The organism is Streptomyces sp. NPDC023838 (genome assembly GCF_040639555.1).
Lineage (GTDB): Bacteria > Actinomycetota > Actinomycetes > Streptomycetales > Streptomycetaceae > Streptomyces.
Genome location: NZ_JBFAAD010000001.1, coordinates 160,592 through 178,073 on the forward strand (window position 1 = coordinate 160,592; position 17,482 = coordinate 178,073).

Annotated in this window: 16 protein-coding genes; 6 read left to right on the forward strand and 10 right to left on the reverse strand. The window is 69.9% G+C overall.

From position 1 onward, the window contains the following. Nucleotides 1-94 precede the first annotated feature (94 nt). Nucleotides 95-1,366, reverse strand: a complete 1,272-nt coding sequence (locus tag AB0G17_RS00800; RefSeq protein ID WP_361374040.1) for a MalY/PatB family protein — start codon at nt 1,364-1,366, stop codon at nt 95-97. Nucleotides 1,367-1,675: 309 nt separating this feature from the next. Next, nucleotides 1,676-3,817: a M4 family metallopeptidase gene (locus AB0G17_RS00805; protein WP_361374042.1), complete on the reverse strand. Its 2,142-nt coding sequence runs from the start codon at nt 3,815-3,817 to the stop codon at nt 1,676-1,678. Nucleotides 3,818-4,100: 283 nt separating this feature from the next. On the opposite strand from AB0G17_RS00805, the gene AB0G17_RS00810 reads away from it, so the two are divergent. Next, nucleotides 4,101-5,033 carry a hypothetical protein gene (locus AB0G17_RS00810; protein WP_361374044.1) on the forward strand — a complete coding sequence of 311 codons (933 nt, stop codon included), beginning with the start codon at nt 4,101-4,103 and terminating at the stop codon, nt 5,031-5,033. Between the two features lie 72 nt (nt 5,034-5,105). Here AB0G17_RS00810 and AB0G17_RS00815 read toward each other — a convergent pair whose 3' ends face one another. The 3 genes from AB0G17_RS00815 to AB0G17_RS00825 form a co-directional block, all read right to left on the reverse strand. Continuing rightward, nucleotides 5,106-6,158 (reverse strand): PHB depolymerase family esterase, encoded by a 1,053-nt coding sequence (locus AB0G17_RS00815; RefSeq protein WP_361374046.1) that lies wholly within the window; start codon nt 6,156-6,158, stop codon nt 5,106-5,108. A 207-nt stretch (nt 6,159-6,365) separates the two neighbouring features. Beyond that, the gene (locus tag AB0G17_RS00820; RefSeq protein WP_361374048.1) at nt 6,366-6,893 is read right to left on the reverse strand and encodes a DUF1062 domain-containing protein; all 528 of its coding nucleotides are present in this window, start codon (nt 6,891-6,893) and stop codon (nt 6,366-6,368) included. 199 nt (nt 6,894-7,092) lie between these two features. Then, the gene (locus AB0G17_RS00825; RefSeq protein ID WP_361374050.1) at nt 7,093-7,935 is read right to left on the reverse strand and encodes a helix-turn-helix transcriptional regulator; all 843 of its coding nucleotides are present in this window, start codon (nt 7,933-7,935) and stop codon (nt 7,093-7,095) included. A 143-nt stretch (nt 7,936-8,078) separates the two neighbouring features. On the opposite strand from AB0G17_RS00825, the gene AB0G17_RS00830 reads away from it, so the two are divergent. Continuing rightward, entirely contained in the window at nt 8,079-8,861 is a 783-nt protein-coding gene (locus tag AB0G17_RS00830) for an SDR family oxidoreductase (RefSeq protein WP_361374052.1), read from the forward strand. 34 nt (nt 8,862-8,895) lie between these two features. On the opposite strand, the gene AB0G17_RS00835 is transcribed toward AB0G17_RS00830, so the two are convergent. After that, nucleotides 8,896-9,336, reverse strand: coding sequence for a MerR family transcriptional regulator (locus AB0G17_RS00835; RefSeq protein ID WP_361374054.1), 441 nt, complete (start codon nt 9,334-9,336; stop codon nt 8,896-8,898). Between the two features lie 75 nt (nt 9,337-9,411). Here AB0G17_RS00835 and AB0G17_RS00840 point away from each other — a divergent pair, with 75 nt between their 5' ends. Beyond that, on the forward strand, nt 9,412-10,548 hold the full coding sequence (locus AB0G17_RS00840; RefSeq protein ID WP_361374056.1) for an alkene reductase: 1,137 nt from the start codon (nt 9,412-9,414) through the stop codon (nt 10,546-10,548). Nucleotides 10,549-10,630: 82 nt separating this feature from the next. On the opposite strand, the gene AB0G17_RS00845 is transcribed toward AB0G17_RS00840, so the two are convergent. The 4 genes from AB0G17_RS00845 to AB0G17_RS00860 form a co-directional block, all read right to left on the reverse strand. Then, on the reverse strand, nt 10,631-11,659 hold the full coding sequence (locus AB0G17_RS00845) for an NlpC/P60 family protein (protein ID WP_361374058.1): 1,029 nt from the start codon (nt 11,657-11,659) through the stop codon (nt 10,631-10,633). Nucleotides 11,660-12,007: 348 nt separating this feature from the next. Further along, entirely contained in the window at nt 12,008-12,943 is a 936-nt protein-coding gene (gene bla, locus AB0G17_RS00850; protein WP_361374060.1) for a class A beta-lactamase, read from the reverse strand. 207 nt (nt 12,944-13,150) lie between these two features. After that, nucleotides 13,151-14,140: a glycerophosphodiester phosphodiesterase family protein gene (locus AB0G17_RS00855; protein ID WP_361374062.1), complete on the reverse strand. Its 990-nt coding sequence runs from the start codon at nt 14,138-14,140 to the stop codon at nt 13,151-13,153. 217 nt (nt 14,141-14,357) lie between these two features. Continuing rightward, nucleotides 14,358-15,005, reverse strand: a complete 648-nt coding sequence (locus AB0G17_RS00860; protein ID WP_361374064.1) for a DUF6629 family protein — start codon at nt 15,003-15,005, stop codon at nt 14,358-14,360. Nucleotides 15,006-15,166: 161 nt separating this feature from the next. Between AB0G17_RS00860 and AB0G17_RS00865 the strand changes: the two genes are divergently transcribed. The 3 genes from AB0G17_RS00865 (at nt 15,167) to AB0G17_RS00875 (ending at nt 17,376) form a co-directional block, all read left to right on the forward strand. Further along, nucleotides 15,167-16,132, forward strand: coding sequence for a helix-turn-helix domain-containing protein (locus AB0G17_RS00865; protein WP_361374066.1), 966 nt, complete (start codon nt 15,167-15,169; stop codon nt 16,130-16,132). A gap of 63 nt (nt 16,133-16,195) precedes the next feature. Further along, nucleotides 16,196-16,729 (forward strand): RICIN domain-containing protein, encoded by a 534-nt coding sequence (locus AB0G17_RS00870; RefSeq protein WP_361374068.1) that lies wholly within the window; start codon nt 16,196-16,198, stop codon nt 16,727-16,729. Between the two features lie 137 nt (nt 16,730-16,866). Next, the gene (locus AB0G17_RS00875) at nt 16,867-17,376 is read left to right on the forward strand and encodes a hypothetical protein (RefSeq protein WP_361374070.1); all 510 of its coding nucleotides are present in this window, start codon (nt 16,867-16,869) and stop codon (nt 17,374-17,376) included. The last annotated feature ends 106 nt before the right edge of the window (nt 17,377-17,482 follow it).

A 17,482-nucleotide genomic window follows, 5' to 3' on the forward strand; every position in this document is an offset into this window, starting at 1 on the left:
TGGGCGGCCCCACCGCGGGCCGGGCCGGGCCACGTTCGCGCGGGCGCTGTGCCGCCCTTGGGGGGCGCCGCGACGGTGAGGCGGCGCTCGTCCGCTAGCGCCTGTGGCGAGCCGCGGTGTGTCCCATTCGGGTGAGTGCCTCGGTGAGGACGGCCTGGGACGTGGCGAAGTTCAGGCGGACGTGCCCGGCTCCTCCCGTTCCGAAGATGTGGCCGGAGGACAGAGCCACCCTGGCGTGCTCCAGGAACACCCGCGCGGGGCCGGCCAGGTCGGTGACGATCGCGAGGTCCGCGGGGCCTTCGTCCGGCGCGAGGCCCAGGGGCCGGCAGTCGAGCCAGGCCAAATACGTTCCCTCCGGCCTGGTGTAGCCGATTTCCGGCAGATGCTCGGCGATGAGCCGGCCCAGCAGGGCCCGGTTCGCGTCGAGCCCTGCCAGCAGCGCGTCGAGCCACGCGTCCCCGTGGCGGTAGGCCGCCATATGGGCGACGACGCCCAGGAGGCTGGCGCCGTGCTGGACCTCCTCGGGCATCCGGCGCAGATCGGCAGCGGCCTCCGGCCCGGCGAGGGCGAGCGCCGCCTTGATTCCGGCGAGGTTCCAGCCCTTGGTGGCGGACATGAGGGAGAAGGCGTCCTCCGCCCCGGGCACGCTGAGGTAGGGCGTGAACTCGGCGCCCGGCAGGACGAGTGGGGCATGGATCTCATCGGCGACGACACGGACTCCGTACCGGCGGGCCAGCTCCGCCACGGCGGCGAGCTCCTCGATGGTGTGAACCGTGCCGGTGGGGTTGTGCGGATTGCTGAGGAGATAGGCGATCTTTCCCTTGCCGCTCCGCTCCCGGGTGCGCCGGAACGTCTCGTCGAGCGTGGCCAGGTCGATCCGCAGATCCCGCCCGAGCGGGGCCTCCACGATCCGGCGGTCGTCATGGGTGACGAAGGCGTAGAAGGGCGCGTACACCGGGGAGTTGACGATCACCGGGTCGCCTGGGTCGGTGATCAGCCGGAGCACCTGGACCGCGCCCATCATCACGTCCGGGATCACGGCGGTGCGGTCGAGCGCCACCCCGTCCCAGGTCCAACGGCGCGAGGCGAAGCCGGCCAGCGACTCGGCGAAGTCGGTACCGGCGGGGTATCCGGTGTCACCGGTATCGATGGCCTCGCGCAGCGCGTCGGCGACCGGGGGCGCGAGCGGGACGTCCATCTCCGCCACCCACAGCGGCAGCACATCGGCCGAATGGGTGCGCCACTTCATGCTCCTGCGCTGACGGAGCTGCTTGAGCGAGAGCTCCTCAAGAGGGTTCGCGTATTCACCGGCCCCGGCCCCGGCGTCCGGGGAGCCGCGCCCACCAACATCAGTCACCTTCAGCATTGGACCGCCATCGTGATCCCGGCGCAAGTGCCGAACGGGACTGGCGCCATGCCGAGCAGCGCCGTGTCCGGCTGACGCACTGCTGTCAGCCGGACACGGCAGGCCGGTGGGTCACACCGCCCGGTACGCCCTCTCCGTACGGTCAGATCAGGTTGTAGATGTTGTAGCCCCAGCCGATCTTGACGCGGTTGTCGAAGGGGTCGTGCCAGGGCGAGACCCGCTCACTGGGCCGGACCCGGCCCGGGCGGGGCGTTGTCCGCCATCCCGCCCGGGCCGTCGATCAAAGCCGGTGCAGCGTTGAGCGCTGGATCAGCCGGTGGTGACCGAGGTGTCGTCGATCAGGAAGCTGGTCGCCAGCGAGGAGTCCTCGGCGCCCGTGAACTTGATGGTGACCGTCTTGCCCTTGAAGGCGGACAGGTCGAGGGTGCGCTGGACGTAGCCGCTCGGCGTGGCGTTGGAGTACGTCGCCAGGGTGGTCGTCGTGGTGCCGGAGACGACCTGCGCCTTGAGGGTGTCGTACGCGGCGGTGCCGGTCTCCTTGGTGTCGATCGCGAGCCAGAAGGAGAGCTTCGGGGCCGTGGCCGTCGCCGGGATGGTCACCGACTGGGACAGGGTGTCGGTGTGGGAGGAGCCGTAGCCGTCCAGCCAGGCGTAGTACGAGCCGGCGTGGGCGGTGGCGCCGGTGTCATTGGTGATGGCGCCGGAGGTCGCGGACCAGCTGGTCGCGCCCGACTCGAAGCCGGGGTTCAGCAGCAGGTTGGAGCCGCTCGGCGGCTGAGTGGTGCCGCCGCCACCGCAGGTGGTCGCGGTCGGGGCGACGGCGACGCCGCTCCAGGCCTTCTCCACGGTGGTGCACTGGGTGCTGGTGGCGCCGTACAGGTCGGTCGCGGCCTTGATGGTCGCGGTACGGGCGTCCGCGTACGTGGAGGCGGCCGTCAGGTACGTGGTGAGCGCGCGGTACCAGATCTTGCCGGCGGCGTCGTTGCCGAGGCCGGTGACCGTACCGCCGTCGCAGGTCGGGCTGTTGCCGTAGCTGGACGCGCCGGAGCCGACCGCCATCAGGTAGAACCAGTGGTTGCCCACGCCGGACGAGTAGTGCGGGTCCAGGTTCTTGGTGTTGGTGGTCCAGCAGCTCTGGGAGACGCCGTCCTTCTTGGGGTCGTCCATGTACCGCAGCGGCGTGGTGCCGATCTTCTCGCCGATGAGGTAGTCGGGCGTGTCCGCGGGGCTCTTGGCGTTGAACTCGACCAGGGTGCCGAAGATGTCCGAGGTGGACTCGTTCATGCCGCCCGCGTCACCGAAGTAGTTGAGGCCGGCGGTGGCCGCGGTGACGCCGTGGCTCATCTCGTGGCCGGCCACGTCCAGTTCGGTGAACGGCTTCTGGCCGGAGGCGCCGTCGCCGTAGATCATGCTGAAGCTGTCGTCGTCCCAGCCCGCGTTGGCGTAGTTGACGCCGTAGTGGACGAAGGAACGGGCGCCGACACCGTCGTTCTTGATGCCGTTGCGGCCGTGGACGTTCTTGTAGTAGTCCCAGGTGGCCTGGATGCCGTAGTGGGCGTCCACGGCGACGGTGGCGCGGTCGCTGAGGGTGCCGTTGCCCCACACGTTGTCCGTGTCGGTGAAGGCGACGCCCCAGCCGGCCGGCGGCGAGTCGTTGGTGACGGTCTTGTTCTGGGCGTCCCGCGTCTCCCCGTTACCGCGGGTCGGGTCCTTGAGCTCGTATCCGCCGGAGACGCTGCTCGTGCCCAGCGTCACGTCGCCGACCTGGTAGCCGTGGCCGGTGCCCGAGGCGGCGGCACCGGCGACGGTGGTGGTCTGCGGAGCGGTGGTGGTCTGACCCGGGACCACCGTGCTGTGGAAGGTGTTCCAGGACTTCCCGGCCTTGCCGGTCGTCGCGTCGACCAGCGTGTGGACGTGGCTGGGCGAGCCGTCGGGGGCGGTGCCGTCGACGACGACCTGCCAGGCGAGCGTCGGCGTGGCCGAGGTCGCGTCGACGACGAGCTCGGCCTTGCTGCCCTTCCTGGCGCCCTTGAACCGCGCGACGGCCACGGCCACCGCGCGCTCCTTGCCGACCTTGGGCGTCACCGAGAGCGTCAGCGGGGCCTTGAGGGTCAGCGAGGTGGAGCGCAGCTCGCCGTTGGGGGCCGAGTGCACGATGACGTCGCCGCCCAGGACCGGCAGGCCCTGGTAGCGGCGGTCCAGGTGGACGTGGCGGGTGCCGTCCTTGTCGACGGTCACGTCGTGCGACAGGAAGGTGTCGTGGACGCCTGCCCGGACCGCGTCGGGGCTCGCGGCCACCTCGGCGGTGGCGTCCCGCAGGGCCTGGGCCTTGCTCGCCTTCGGCGAGACGGTCCGGGGGCCCTTGGCGGCGGAGGCGGGGCTGCCCGCGCCGGCTATGAGAAGGCCACTGACCGCGAGGGACAGCGTGCCGACGTACAGAGATCGTTTCATGAGCCCGGAGAATGGCGGGATTTGCGTCTCCGGGGCAATGAGATGCCAATTCTGTTTAATAAGGATCCCTGTGAAACGGCCATGACAAGTAACGGGGGTGTGTCCCCGCTGTTTCCTGCCCTGATGGGCGTGTGTGCACAGGGCAGACCGAACGGTCGGTGCTCGCTCCGGCGCAACCGGGGCCTTGGTCAAGACTGTTCACATCGTGACGTGCGTCACCCGTCGTTTGGCTGGAAGTCGCTAGCATGTGATAACCCCGCACGGCACGCAGGACGGATCACCTGTGCCCTCTCAAGCCCCGCTGCCCGAACTGGCCGACGCCTTGCGCCACGGCCCGTTCGAGACCGCGCTCGACTGTGCTGTGCGCGCCAGCGGCCTCAGCCTGGAGCGTATCCAGCACCGGCTGGCGGCCCGCGGAGTCGCCGTCAGCGTGACCACGCTCAGCTACTGGCGTCGCGGCCGCAGCCGCCCCGAACGCCCTCAGTCCCGCCAGGCCGTCCGGCTGCTGGAGGAACTGCTGGGGCTGCCCACCGACTCCCTGGTCTCCCTGCTGGGCCCCCAGCGCCCGCGCGGACGCTGGGTCAACCGCCCGCCCCGGACCCTGGAGACCGAGCATCTGTGGCAGCAGTACAAGAGCCTGCCCGGCCTGCTCGACGCGATGGGCTCCACCGACGACGGGCTGACCCGGCTCGCCGTGCACGACAGGTACGAGATCGACGAGAACGGCGCCGAACGGCGGCTGACCGTCACGATGGTGCTGCGCGCCGAGCACGAGCGGGTGGACCGGCTGGTGCTCATCAGCCGGGGTGACGACCCGCAGCGCGCACTGCCCGAGATCACCGGCATCCGCAATGCCCGTAAAGGCCGGGTACGTTCCGATACGTCCGTACCGCTGTCCGTCGCGGAACTGCTCCTGGACCGGGTCCTCACCAAGGGCGAGACCGACGTGATCGAGTACACCTACGCCTTTTCGACCACCGGCGCCCGCACCAGCGAGGTCGGCACCGGCTTCCGCGCCCCCGCCCGGCTCTACACCCTCGAAGTCCAGTTCCACCCCGACGCCGTGCCCGTCCGGTGCCACCGCTACTCCGGCACCACCGCCGGCGGGCCCATGGACCCCGCCGAACAGGTCTGGATCAGCGCCTCCGGCCGCGCCGCGTTCACCGTCGAAGACCCCGGCCCCGGCTTCCAGGCCATGCGCTGGGAATGGGAGTGACGGGACCGCTGCGCGCGACCGCCGCAGGTCCGCCGCCTGACCAGCGCCCCCCGGGTGGACGCCCGGCCGCGGTCACCCGCGCGGGGTACCGGCGATCGCGTTCACCATGTTCGTGACCGCGGTGAGTTGCCGGCCGCCCTTTTCGGCGTAGTGGGTGTCGCCCCCGTACGCCCACCAGTTCCAGCAGCCACGGGGGTTGTCGCTCGCGGTGGTGGCCTGGGGGTACAGGACGACCATGCTGTTCGTGTCGGCGTATTCGTTGAGGTTGGCCTCGGCCATGAACGTGTTTCCGATCAGGCCGTAGTACTGGTAGCAGCCGTGGAGCGCCACCATCAGCTTGCACGAGACGCCCGTCGCGCAGGACTGGGGGATGTAGGCGAACCCCTCGTTTCCCATGCTGATCGCTGACGCGCTCGCGCCGGGCGCGTACGCGTTCTGGTCGAATTGAACGAGCTTGCCGGTCAGCGTGGTCGTGGTGGCGGGCCGGACCGTGCCGAACAGGTGGGTGAGCATGGCCCTTTCGGGGTCGCCGCCGCAGTTGTTCACGTAGGGCGCCGCCGTTGCGGTGCAGGACACCTCACCGAGTGGGCTGACCCAGGCATGCCCGGCGCTCGACGTGGTGTCGTAGGAGACGTCGGCTCCGAAGTCGCGGTAGTAGGTCGCGAGATCATCGTTCACTTTGCGGTCCACGGTCCGGTCGGAGCTGCCGTGGGAGAGCCAGACGGGCGCACCCGACAGGTTCGCGACCGGGGCGACGCTGCCGGACGCCGCCCGGTCGCGCGTTTCCCGCTCCAGCTGGGCGGGGGTCTTGCGGGGGAGGAGCGTGTTCATGCACGCGTACAACGCGGTGGTGAGGTTGCCCTGCGCGCAGTCGTACGCCCCCGCGGAGAAGATCCCGACACCTCGGAAGATGTCGGAGTGCGCGATGTGCAGCTGGTTGGCCATGAATCCGCCGGACGAGACGCCGGACACGTAGACCGAGTCGATGTGGAGGGGCTGCAGCGATCCCGGAGTGGGGGCGGGGACGGCCGCACCGGCGTCAATGGCCGGGCTGATGGACAGGGCGACGGCCGCTGAGGCCGCCACGAGCAGATTCCTGACGCGGAGGCGCTTCACGTGAAGCATGCGGGCTCCAAGTGCGGGTGGGGGGCAGGTTTCCCTCAGTTTGGGAGCGGCCACCTGGCGTCGCGACGTGGGGGCGCGACACATTCGACAGGCCTCGGGTGGCGCGCGTCGCCATTGTTGGACACGCCGGACACACCGTCAGGGCCTGTCCGGCGGATCCCGCCGGACAGGCCCCTGGTCCCGAGGAGGCCCGGTCCCGAGGAGGGCTCAGCGCTTGAGCGTGAAGGTGAAGTCGCCGGAGAGCTTGCCGCTCAGCCGGACTGCCGAAACGAGGCTCCCCTCCGCGATCAGCCTCTCGACCTCGGCCCGCGACAGACCGCAGCCTTCAGCGATCAGTCGCACCGGCCGGACAGGGATCCGCGCCGCGAAGCGGACCGAAATGTCGATCACCTCGCGGTCCAGGTGGTCCGATCCGCCGGTGTCGAGGCGCCAGGCGTTGTTCCAGTCGAGGGCTATGCGATTGCGGCGTCGCACGACCGGATCCTGGAGCAGCTGGGCTGCCAGGCCAGGGTCGTTGTCGTGCATCCGGTCCAGCAGTTCAGGCCGTACGGAGCGCACGTTCACCCGCTCCAGGATCGTGAGCTTCGCCGTGTCCCCGCAAGCGGTACAGAGCACGAGGAGCCAGGCGTCGAGGAGCTTGTGGTTGGCGTTGACGCGGAACTTGCCGTTGGCCCGGAAGCGTTCGGACGCGCACGCGTGGCAACGGCGGAGAACGGTCGGCAGGCAGGTGGGCATGACCACCCAGTTTTCGAGCACAGAAGTACACCGGTTTCAGTGAGAAGACCGCAGCAAAAAGGAGCGCGGCGCACAGGTGCGACGCGCGACGATTCATCGCTCGGGAGGTCTCACAGGGTGTACAACGGCACGTCCTTGCCTAGACGACTTGGCTCGCCAGCACGGTAGGACAGCACAGCGGGGCTGTGCCACTGATTTCCTAGCCGAGCCCGTCCGACGGCTGCCGGGCCGTGGCGGCGAGCGTGCCGAGGAGGGTGAGGGCCTGGGCGCTGGGGCTTCCCGGTTGCGCGTGGTAGATCACCAGCTGCTGGCCGGGAGCGCCGCACACGTCGAAGGTCTGGTACGTCAAGGACAGGGGGCCCACCTCGGGGTGGACGAGCTCCTTGACGCCGTGGGTCTTGCCGCGAACCCCGTGCGAGCGCCAGAGCGCCGTGAACTGCGCACTCGCCGCGCACAGGGTCCGTACCAGCTCGTGCAGCCTCGGGTAGTGCGGGGCGAGGCCGGTGGCCTGGCGGAGGGCGGCGACCGTCGCCTCCGCCGCCTGGCTCCAGTGGGTGAAGAAGCCGGGCGCGGCCGGATCCAGAAAGGTCATCCGGGCCAGGTTGTCCGCCTTCTCGAACGGGGAGAACAGGGCGTCGGCCAGCGCGTTGGCGGCCAACAGGTCCAGAGCCGGGCCCAGGACGAACGCCGGGGTGTACGCGTACCCGTCCAGTAGTTGTCGCAGCACGGGGCTGACCGTCTCGCGTGGTTGCGCCCCGAGCGCGTCGGCTGCCGTGCCCGCGAGACGGTGTGCGTGCTCGCGCGCCTCGTCGTCCAGCCGCAGGGCACGGCAGACCGCGTCCAGCAGCTGCGCGGAAGGGTGGCGTTCACGCCCCTGCTCAAGACGCGCGTAGTAGTCGCTGTTCATTCCGGCGAGGACGGCGACCTCCTCCCGGCGCAGGCCGGCCACCCGGCGCTGCCCGTACGAGGCGAGGCCCACCTCGTCCGGTGTCAGGCGTGTGCGCTGGGCCCGCAGGAAGTCCCCGAGTTCGCTGCTCGTCATGGAGACAGGCTAGGAGTACGGCCGGTCCGCTGCCTGGGTGTGCCGTACCCAGGCAGTGGCTGTCCTGGTCGAGACCCCCGCCGTCGTCGAGAGTTCCCGTGACCTCCCGTACAGGGAACCGAGTGGAAAAGAGACGGCGAACCATGACGCAGGACGCCCAGCGGTACGCGGACCAGGACGCCAAGACCGTACTGATCACGGGAGCGAGCAGTGGAATCGGTGCGGCGACCGCTCGTCGGCTGGCGGCGGACGGCCATACGGTGTTTCTCGGCGCGCGCCGCACCAGCAGACTGGCCGAGCTGGTCGAGGAGATCACCCGCGGCGGTGGAAGCGCCGCCTTCCGCCGTCTGGACGTGACCGACGCGGCGGACACGGTCGCCTTCGTCGAGGCGGCCCGAGCGGCGTACGGCCGCGTCGACGTCCTCGTCAACAACGCGGGTGTGATGCCCCTGTCGCGGCTGGACGCGCTGCGTACCGACGACTGGGACCGCATGATCGACGTGAACGTCCGTGGCGTGCTGCACGGAATCGCCGCGGCCCTGCCCGTGATGCGAGAGCAGGGGAGCGGGCACATCGTGAACATCGCCTCCGTCGGAGCGTACGAGGTGTCGCCCACCGCGGCTGTGTACTGCGCCACCAAGTTCGCGGTGCGGGCGATCTCCGAGGGGTTGCGGCAGGAGTCGGGTGGGAGTGTCCGGGTCACCGTCGTGTCCCCGGGCGTCACCGAGTCCGAGCTCGCGGACCATCTCACGGACCCGCTCGCCAGGGAGGCCATGCGGACCTACCGCGCCGTCGCCCTGCCCGCAGCGGCGGTCGCGGCAGCCGTGGCCCACGCCGTGGGCCAGCCACCGCAGGTCGACGTGAACGAGATCGTCGTCCGCCCGGCTGTCACCCCGGCGGCGGGTGTGCGCCAGGCCGACGTATAGCCGTCGGCGCGGGCAGATGGACGTGCGGCGGGTCCTACCGTGCCGACACTGACGCCGAGGCCGAGACGGGCGCCGATGCCGATGCCGATGCCGATGCCGACGCGGACGCGGCCTCGCGCGGCTGCGCGGCCAGTTCCATCACCTCGTCCAGGACATCGCGCGAGCGCAGCAGATCGGCGATGAGCCGGTCGATCCGTCGGCGCTCCTCGGCGAGTTCGGTGACCAGCCGTGCCGTCGCCTGCGCGGAGGGACCGCCGTCCGCGTCCCGCATGCAGGGCAACAGCGCAGCGATCTTGGTGCTGTTGAGGCCCGCGGCGTACAGGGCCTGAATGCGGATGACCCGGTCGACCGCCCACTCGCCGAACTGGCGGTGGCCGCCGGGAGTGCGCTCGGCGGTCAGCAGGCCCTGCTTCTCGTAGTAGCGCAGCGAGCGTTCACTCACGCCCGTCCGTTCGGCGAGTTCCCCGATCCGCATCTTTCCCCCTGCCCGCGACGGGATCACCCCGTCCCTCTTGAACCTGACACCGGTGGCAACTTCTACCGTACGGTCATGACGCACACAACAGCGCACTCCGCTCTCTTCGCCCCCGCCCGTCTCGGCCCGCTGCACCTGCCCAACAGCCTGGTCATGGCACCGCTGACCAGGAACCGGGCCGACGCCGACGGTGTCCCGGGTGACCTGATGGCCACGCACTACGCCCAGCGCGCCTCGGCCGGGCTGATCATCGCCGAGGGCACCACGCCGAACGCCGTGGGGCAGACCTACCCCAACATCCCCGGGATCCACAGCGCGGCACAGATAGCGGGATGGCGGCGGGTCACCGACGCGGTACGCGCCGAAGGGGGCACGATGTTCCTCCAGCTCCAGCACGGGGGCCGGGTGGGCCACCCGGACAACAGCGGGCTCATGCCGGTCGCCCCCTCGCCCGTAGCGCTCACGGAGACCATCCACACACCCGCAGGACGCCGTCCTTCCGTGGTGCCCCGTGCCATGAGCGTCGAGGACATCCACGCCACCGTCGCCGACTTCGCCCAGGCGGCCCGCAACGCGGTCGAAGCGGGCTTCGCCGGAGTCGAGTTGCACGCCGCCAACGGGATGCTTCTGCACCAGTTCATGGCCGAGAACACCAACCTTCGCAGTGATGCCTACGGCGGGTCGGTGTCGCGACGGATCCGCTTCGCGGTCGAGGTGGCCAGGGCCGTGGCCGACGCGATCGGCGCCGACCGGACGGGGCTGCGGATCTCCCCGGCCAACACCGTCAACGGGATCGAGGAGGGCGACACCGAGCGCATCTACACCGAGCTCATCGAGGCTCTGGCCGATCTCGGCCTGGCCTATCTGCACTTGGAGCTGGCCGATCCGGAGCAGCCGTCCTTCACCCGGATCCGCGACGGCTGGCCCGGCACGCTGATCGCCAACCCGAACCTCGGCTGGCCCGCCCCCCTGCCCGCGGACGGGGGGCGGAAGGCGGCGGAGCGCCTGCTGGCGGCGGGTGCCGATGTGATCGCGCTGGGCCGGGCGTTCCTCGCCAACCCCGACCTGGTCGAGCGTCTGCGGGTCGGCGCGCCGCTGAACGAGGTGCGTGACAAGTACACGATGTACGTGGGCGGCCCGACCGGTTACAACGACTACCCCACGTGGAGCGACCCGGCCGACCGGGTTCTCACCTCGGGAGGCGTGGCTTGACAGGGGGTTGGCGGCCGCGAGGAAGGCGATGAGCGCGGCCGCCCCTCCGCTGTCCGGCGACGGTCGAGCGGCGAGCGGGCGGTCAGATTCTGCGGGCGCCGTAGAAGCTGCCGAGGTAGCTCATCTTCTCGTAACGGACGAAGGCACCAGGCTTGGGGGCGTGCAGCACCATGCCGTTGCCCGCGTAGATGCCGACGTGCAGAAGGTTGTTGAAGAAGACCAGGTCGCCGGGGGCGAGCTCGCTGAAGCCGACCGGGCTGCCGTCGTTGATCTGCGTGTATGTGACGCGTGATATGTGGACGTTGACCTGGGCGAAGGCCCACTGGGTCAGCCCTGAGCAGTCATAGGAGTCGGGGCCTTCGTGGCCGGACTGGTACGGCTTGCCGATCTGCGTCGCGGCGGCCTGCAGGGCGGCGTAGCCGCGCCCGGAACCCGGCTTCTCGTGGCCCAGGTTCACGCGCTCGCCGGCGTCGCGGCTGGCGCGGCTCTCGGCCTGCTGGAGCTTGGCGCGCTCGGCCGTGGTGAGGGTGTTCAGGAGCTTCTGCGCTTCGGCGAGCTTGCCCTGGAACGCGCTCTTCCTCTCGCCGACCGTCTTGCGGACCTTCGCGAGGTCGTCCAGCTTGCGGGTGGCCTCGGCGCGCTTCTGTGCCAGGGCCCGCTGCTTGGACTGGATGATCTGAAGAGCCTCGGTCTGCTTGGCGCCCAACTGGTCGATCGTGGACGCCTTGTCGAGGAAGTCGTCCGGGTCGGCGGAGAGGAAGAGGGCGATGGACGGGTCCAGGCCGCCGGAGCGGTACTGGGCGCTGGCGAGCGAACCGATGCCGTTGCGCAGGGCGTTGAGCTCGGCCTGGCCGCGGGCCACCTGGTCCTGGAGGGCCGTCACCTCCTTCTGGAGGGCGGTCTGCTTCTCGTTGGCCCCGTTGTACTCCTCGGTGGCCTTCTCCGCCTGGTGGTAGAGCTCGTCGACCTTCGCCTTCACCTCGTCCTTGCTCGGCTTGGCGGGCGCGGCGTTGGCGGCCTGGGAGCTGAGCGCGACGGCCGCGGCCGCGGTCGCGGTGAACACGGTGACCCGGGCGCGGTTCGGATGCTTGGGACGACGGTGGGACCCCACGGGCGGCAGCTCCTTCTTCCTCAGAGCCGCCGAACTACGCAGACATGGCGGCCCCTTCGCCGACACCCCGAATGAGTGACCGATCGCGCGAAGGTTCGAGACCTGACCTTAGTGACCAAGTTGTGATGGATTCAAATCCCCGTGAGAAAAATCTGCCTCACGCAGCACATTTCCTCCACACATCGTCTGCGGCGCGGTGGCGACGGCAGCGCTCGCCCAAGGGCGCACCAGGGCACCAGCGTTGGCGGCAGAGGAGGCAACGCGCTGCCGTCGCGGAAACCGTCACCGAGCGCCGTCCGCCCCCGGCCGGTGGTGAGCAGCGGACGCGCCTGCAGTGCCTGCTTCCGCCTACGACACCGTACGAGCCACCACCGCTGCCGCGTCCGCGATCAGTTTGTTGTCGTAATCGGCGTCCCGGGTCCCGCGGTTCGTCAGGATCGCCATGACGATGGGCGCGGAATCGGGCGGCCACACCACGGCGATGTCGTTGCGAATGCCGTAGACGCCGCCCGCGCCGGTCTTGTCGCCGACCGTCCAGCCCTTGGGGACTCCGGCCCGGATGAGTTCGTCTCCGGTGGTGTTGGTCCGCAGCCACCGTGTCAGCTGGGCGCGTTCGGCCGGGCCGAGGCGGTCGCCGAGGGCGAACGCCCGCAGGTCCTGGGCCAGCGCGCGGGGCGTGGTGGTGTCCCGTACGGTGCCGGGCGCCCACTGGTTGAGGTCCGGCTCGCGGCGATCGACATGGGTCACCGCGTCGCCCGTCTGCCGGAGGGCGCTCTGCAGGCCCTTCGGTCCGCCGAGCGCGTCGAACAGCAGGTTCCCGGCCGTGTTGTCGCTGTAGCGCACGGCGGCGTCGCACAGCTCGCCCAGCGTCATCCCGGTCTCGACGTGCTTTTCGGTGACCGGCGAGTTGGCCACCAGGTCGTCCTTGGAGTACTTGACCACCTTGGTCATGCCGTTCAGGGAGTACTTCCATAGGACGGCCCCGGCGGCGAGCGCCTTGAACGTGGAGGCGTAGGCGAACCGTTCACCGTCCCGGTAGGCCACCTCACGCCCGTCGCCGGTGTTCACCGCGTACACCCCGAGCCGCGCCCCGTACTTGCGCTCCAGCTCCTTGAAATCGGCCACGGGCGGCTTCGCGTTCGTCTGCGGCCGTGCCGTGGTGGCGGCGGTGGGCGGCGCCGGTGACGACGTTTGGCCGTCGCCCTGCGCGCAGGCCACCAGAGGAAGAGTGGCGAGCAGGGCGAACCCGCCCAGCGCGGCACGACGGGCGCGTAAGAACTGCATGGTCCGACCTCCAAGGGCACCGGGGAAACCGGCACGTATCAGGAATGAAAGGCGCGTGTCCCGATCATGCCCGGGGAACCCGGCGTCTCCCAAAACTCGCAGGTCAACCCCGCTAACGCACAGGTCCAGGCCGTCGGCCAGGGTCTGGCCGACGGCCTGGAGAGACCTACGGGCGTGGGAGGGCAGGGCCCCGCCTGGGGCGGTCTGCTACTTGAAGAGGCGGTCGCTGCTGGTGGCCATCCGATGGGTGGTGCTGTGGCGGTTCACCCAGTCGCGGACGAGGTTGATGGCGTTGGCACACTGCCAGCTGTCGTCGTACTCGCGCACTCCCGTGAAGGCGCCGTAGCCCGCGATGATGCCGTCCACACGCGCGTCCCCGAGCAGTTTGTCGACGTACCACGGATCGTTGTAGGTGGTCGTCCAGGACAGCGTGGCCGCGAGTTTTCCCGACGCACGGTCCCCGGCGCCCTTCTTCAGTTCCGCGCACGTGTTGTAGCTGGGTTCCGTGCAGTTGCCGAACCCCTTGGTGATGTCGGAGTCGCCGTAGTCCATCACCCGGTGACCGGCCGGGAACCCGGAACCGGATCGGTTGAAGGCGCCCATGACCTGGTCGCGGGTCCCGGTCGTCGTGATGCCCTCCAGGCTGCCGAGCCTGCCTTCCAGGCTCTGCCAGCCACGGCCGCCGACGTCCGGGGTGCTGCCGCCGTGGTACTCGTAGAAACCGTAGAGGACCTGGATGCCGGCAGCCGTCAGCCGCTGCGCCTTGTCGCGCAGTCCGGCGACGCTGCATCCGCGGTTCGGCTGCTCTCCGCAGTAGTTCGGGTCCTTGATGTCCAGCCAGACCAGCGCCAGTCGGCGCCCCGCGTTGGCGTTGGAGACGATGCGGTCGATCATGCTGTCGAAGCTGGGGCCCCGCCGGTTGTCACCGGCCGAGGAGCAGTCGTGATAGGCACGCCATTCGTTCGGATTCCACCATGCACAGACGTCGATCTCGATGCCGTTGGCGCCGTGCTTGAGCGCGGCGTCCACGCCGTCCAAGGTGTCGACCCGGTGCGCGATGGCGTAGATCGCGTGACGCTGGTCGGCTGCCGCCGCCGGGCTCGTACTGAGCGCGGTGGCACCGATGAGCCCGCAGAGCGCCGCCACCAGCGCCAGCACCATCCGCGGGCCGGCGCCCTGTCGAAGGTGAGTGGTCAAGAAAGGTTCCCCCTCATGTCGTGTCGGGCCGCCCGCCGATGTGGTCAAGACCGGCCGGTGCGGTACCTGGACCCTCCGAGCCTGCGGGATGCTCGGCCCGGCCGCCAGGAGATCCATGCATTTGGGGACGTGGGAACACGGAAGTCGGCGTGTTCGGGCAGTTGGCTGTGCCCTGATGGTCTGATCGCGGGCGGAGAGCCTTCCGATTCCCGCGTGTTCAAGGTCCGGGACGGCCTGACGGCCCTGGAACCGGCGGACGACGCCGTCCGACCCAGAGCGCCAGGAGCACCGAGAAGAGCGCGGCGAACGCGCACCACGTCGAGATGTACTCCTGCCGCCACAGGACGAAGGACACCGCGGCCCCGATGGCCACCAGGACACCGAACAGGACGAGACCCCGGTCGCCGGACAGGAGCAGGGAGCCGATGGTGGCCATGAGGTAGCCGATGACGACCAGTTCCGCCTGCGGTAGACCCAGGGAGTATCCGACGGTGTGTCCACGGATCTCGGCTGTCACGGTACGGGTCGCCAGCGCGTGGGTGAGCGCCGTCGCCGTGGCGACTCCTGCCGCCAGCGGGACGAGCAGGCGGCGGCGGGCGCTCGGTGACGCGGCGCACAGCACGGCCACCGGTACCCACAGCGCCAGCAGCGGCAGCGCGATGACGGACCAGGCGAGGGTGGCGGGCCCGGTGCCGCCGTCGTTGTGCCACACCGCGGCCTCGATGATCTGGTGGATCCCCAGGAGGAGGGGCAGCGCGGCCAGGGGCAGGTCGTGGGGGCGGCGGGCCGCCAGGCTCACCGAGGCGGCCCCCACGGCCGCAATGGCCGCTCCCGCAACGAGGTCGGCCGTCGCACTCCAGCACATGGCAGCAACAGTACGGCCACGGCCCGGTGGCGGGCGGGGCGGAGGGGGACACGCCGCTACCCGGCAATGTCTTCGTCCGTCGGTGTCTGTCGCCGCATCCTGTCCCTGAAGAAGATCAAAAAGTGGGGGGCAGCGGAGTGTGGTCAGTGGTCTCGTCGAGTGTGGTTCCCGCAGCGGACCGCTTCGACTGGTTCGCGGACATGGTGTCGCGTGAGGTGGTGCCCACGGCGATCCGCAGCGAGTGTCCGGCCGGCTTCCAGGCCGAGGCCGCCGTACTGGACCTGGGGGGCCTTCGGATGTCGAGGCTCGCCTACTTGCCTCTGCGCTCGCGGCGTACACCCGCACTCATCAGGCGCAGCGATCCGGAGCAGTACCAGTTGGCGCTGGTGACCAAGGGCTCCATGTCGCTGTCCCAGCACGGCAACGACTGCGGCGCCGTCACCGGGGACCTCGTCATGTGGGACACTTCCCGGCCCTCCGTCGCCGAGTCACCCTCCGGTGGGGGCCTGGGTGAGCTGGTCGTCCTGCAACTGCCCCGGTCAGCCCTCCCGCTGCGCACCCCTGACCTCGAGCGCCTTCTGGCCCGCCGTATACCTGGAGGTCAGGGCATTGCGGCGATGCTGGCCTCCTTCATGAAGGCTCTCGTGGAGCACGGCGACGGGTGCACGGCGGCGGAGTTGAACCGCCTCGGCACGGTCACGGCCGAGCTTGCGGCAGCCTGCCTGGCCCAGCACCTCGCTGTCGAGGAGGACCTGCCTCCCGAAGTCCGATCTCAGGCGTTGCTGCGGCGGATCCACATGTTCATCGAACACCGCCTCGGCGACCCGGAACTGACCCCGCCCGTCATCGCGGCCCACCACAACATGTCCGTTCGCGCACTCCACCAGCTCTTCCACGGTACGGGCGAGAGCGTCCACGCCAGGATCCGCCGGCGTCGCCTTGAGCGGTGCCGTGCCGACCTGGCCCGCCCCGACCTGCGCGTACCGGTCCAGGTCATCGCCGCCCGCTGGGGTTTCAGCAGGCCGGCCGTGTTCAGCCGTACCTTCCGCGAGGCGTATGGACTCAGCCCCTCCGAGTTCCGTGCGCTGAAGATCAAGGAACTCGGCGCTGAGGGCAAACCGCGGTGACGTTGCCCTTTTCTAGGCTCGGTGGCGACTGATCAAGCACCGGTACAGGGGGAGAAGACCGTCATGAGGAAGACAAGCGTCCATGCGGCCATGGCGACGGCGGCGGTGGCCGTCTTCGGAGTGATCACAGCGTCTCCGGCGAGCGCCGGCGGAGGGCCGAACACCCACCGGATCGTGAACGTCGCGAGCGACAAGTGCCTTGAGATCCCGATGGGCCACGACTACGACGGCGCCCCGGCTCAGCAGTGGGACTGCAACGGCGGCGCCAACCAGACCTGGATCGTGGACGCGACGCAGACGGCCGATGGACGCCTGGCGTGGACGTACCGGAACGCCGAGAGCGGCAAGTGCCTTGAAGTCGCCGACTGGCGCAAGGACGCGGGCGCTCCGGTGCGGGTGTGGCAGTGCACCGGCGGGGCCAACCAGCAGTGGGTCGAGGCGGTCGGCCAGGTCGGCGTGTCCGTTCGCAACGTCAACAGCGGCATGGCGCTGGACATGCCGGGGTTCACTACGGCCAACGACACCGACGCCGTCCAGTGGTGGTCCAAGAGCCGCAACGAGGCGGCGGGCAACCAGGAGTGGTACACGGGGCGCTGAAGCCGGCACCGGTCCATCCCCCGCCCGCCTCACCCAACCCTCCATCGCCCCCTCGGTTGCTGACCCGACCGACATCACCGCGTCACCCCGGGGGGCCAACTTTTTGGTCGTCAGGCCACAACTGAAGGGAGACGCGCATGCGTTTCACGATGAGAAGAAGCAGTCTTCTGTCCCGTGCGGGGCTGGTTTTCGCGGCCGTCCTCGCCGCCTTCGCCACGCTGATGGTCGCTCCCGGCTCCGCTTCGGCCACCGTCACCTCCTGCTCCGGATTCGGCTGTGACGGACACGACCCCGCCATCCAGAGCTGGCAGCGCGGCCCCACTCACCGCGACGGCCGGGATCACTCGAGCGGGTTCGGCGTCGAGTTGTGGACCGGCACGACGGACGGCGACTTCTACGCCTGGGCCAAGGCCTCGTATCCCACCGGCAGCAACCCGTACGACTACACCGTGTTCATCCAGCGCTGCCGGCTGGACTACAGCATGTGCGAAAACCTCGGGGAGTCACGCGTGGACGAGCTCAGGTACGAGGGCATGGACGGCAACACGGTGATCAGGCACACCGGAATCTTCTACGACCCGGCGGCCCGTACGGCCCGCGCATGCATGCGAGGCGCAGGCCGTGAGGTGTGCACGGGCTGGGCCTAGAAGACGACACGCGAAGGGAGCGGCAGCCCTCTGCCGCTCCCTTCCCGCTGTCGTTTCCTCTTCCGCCGCCCTGGCATCGGACCAGGAACGCCGCACCCCACCACCG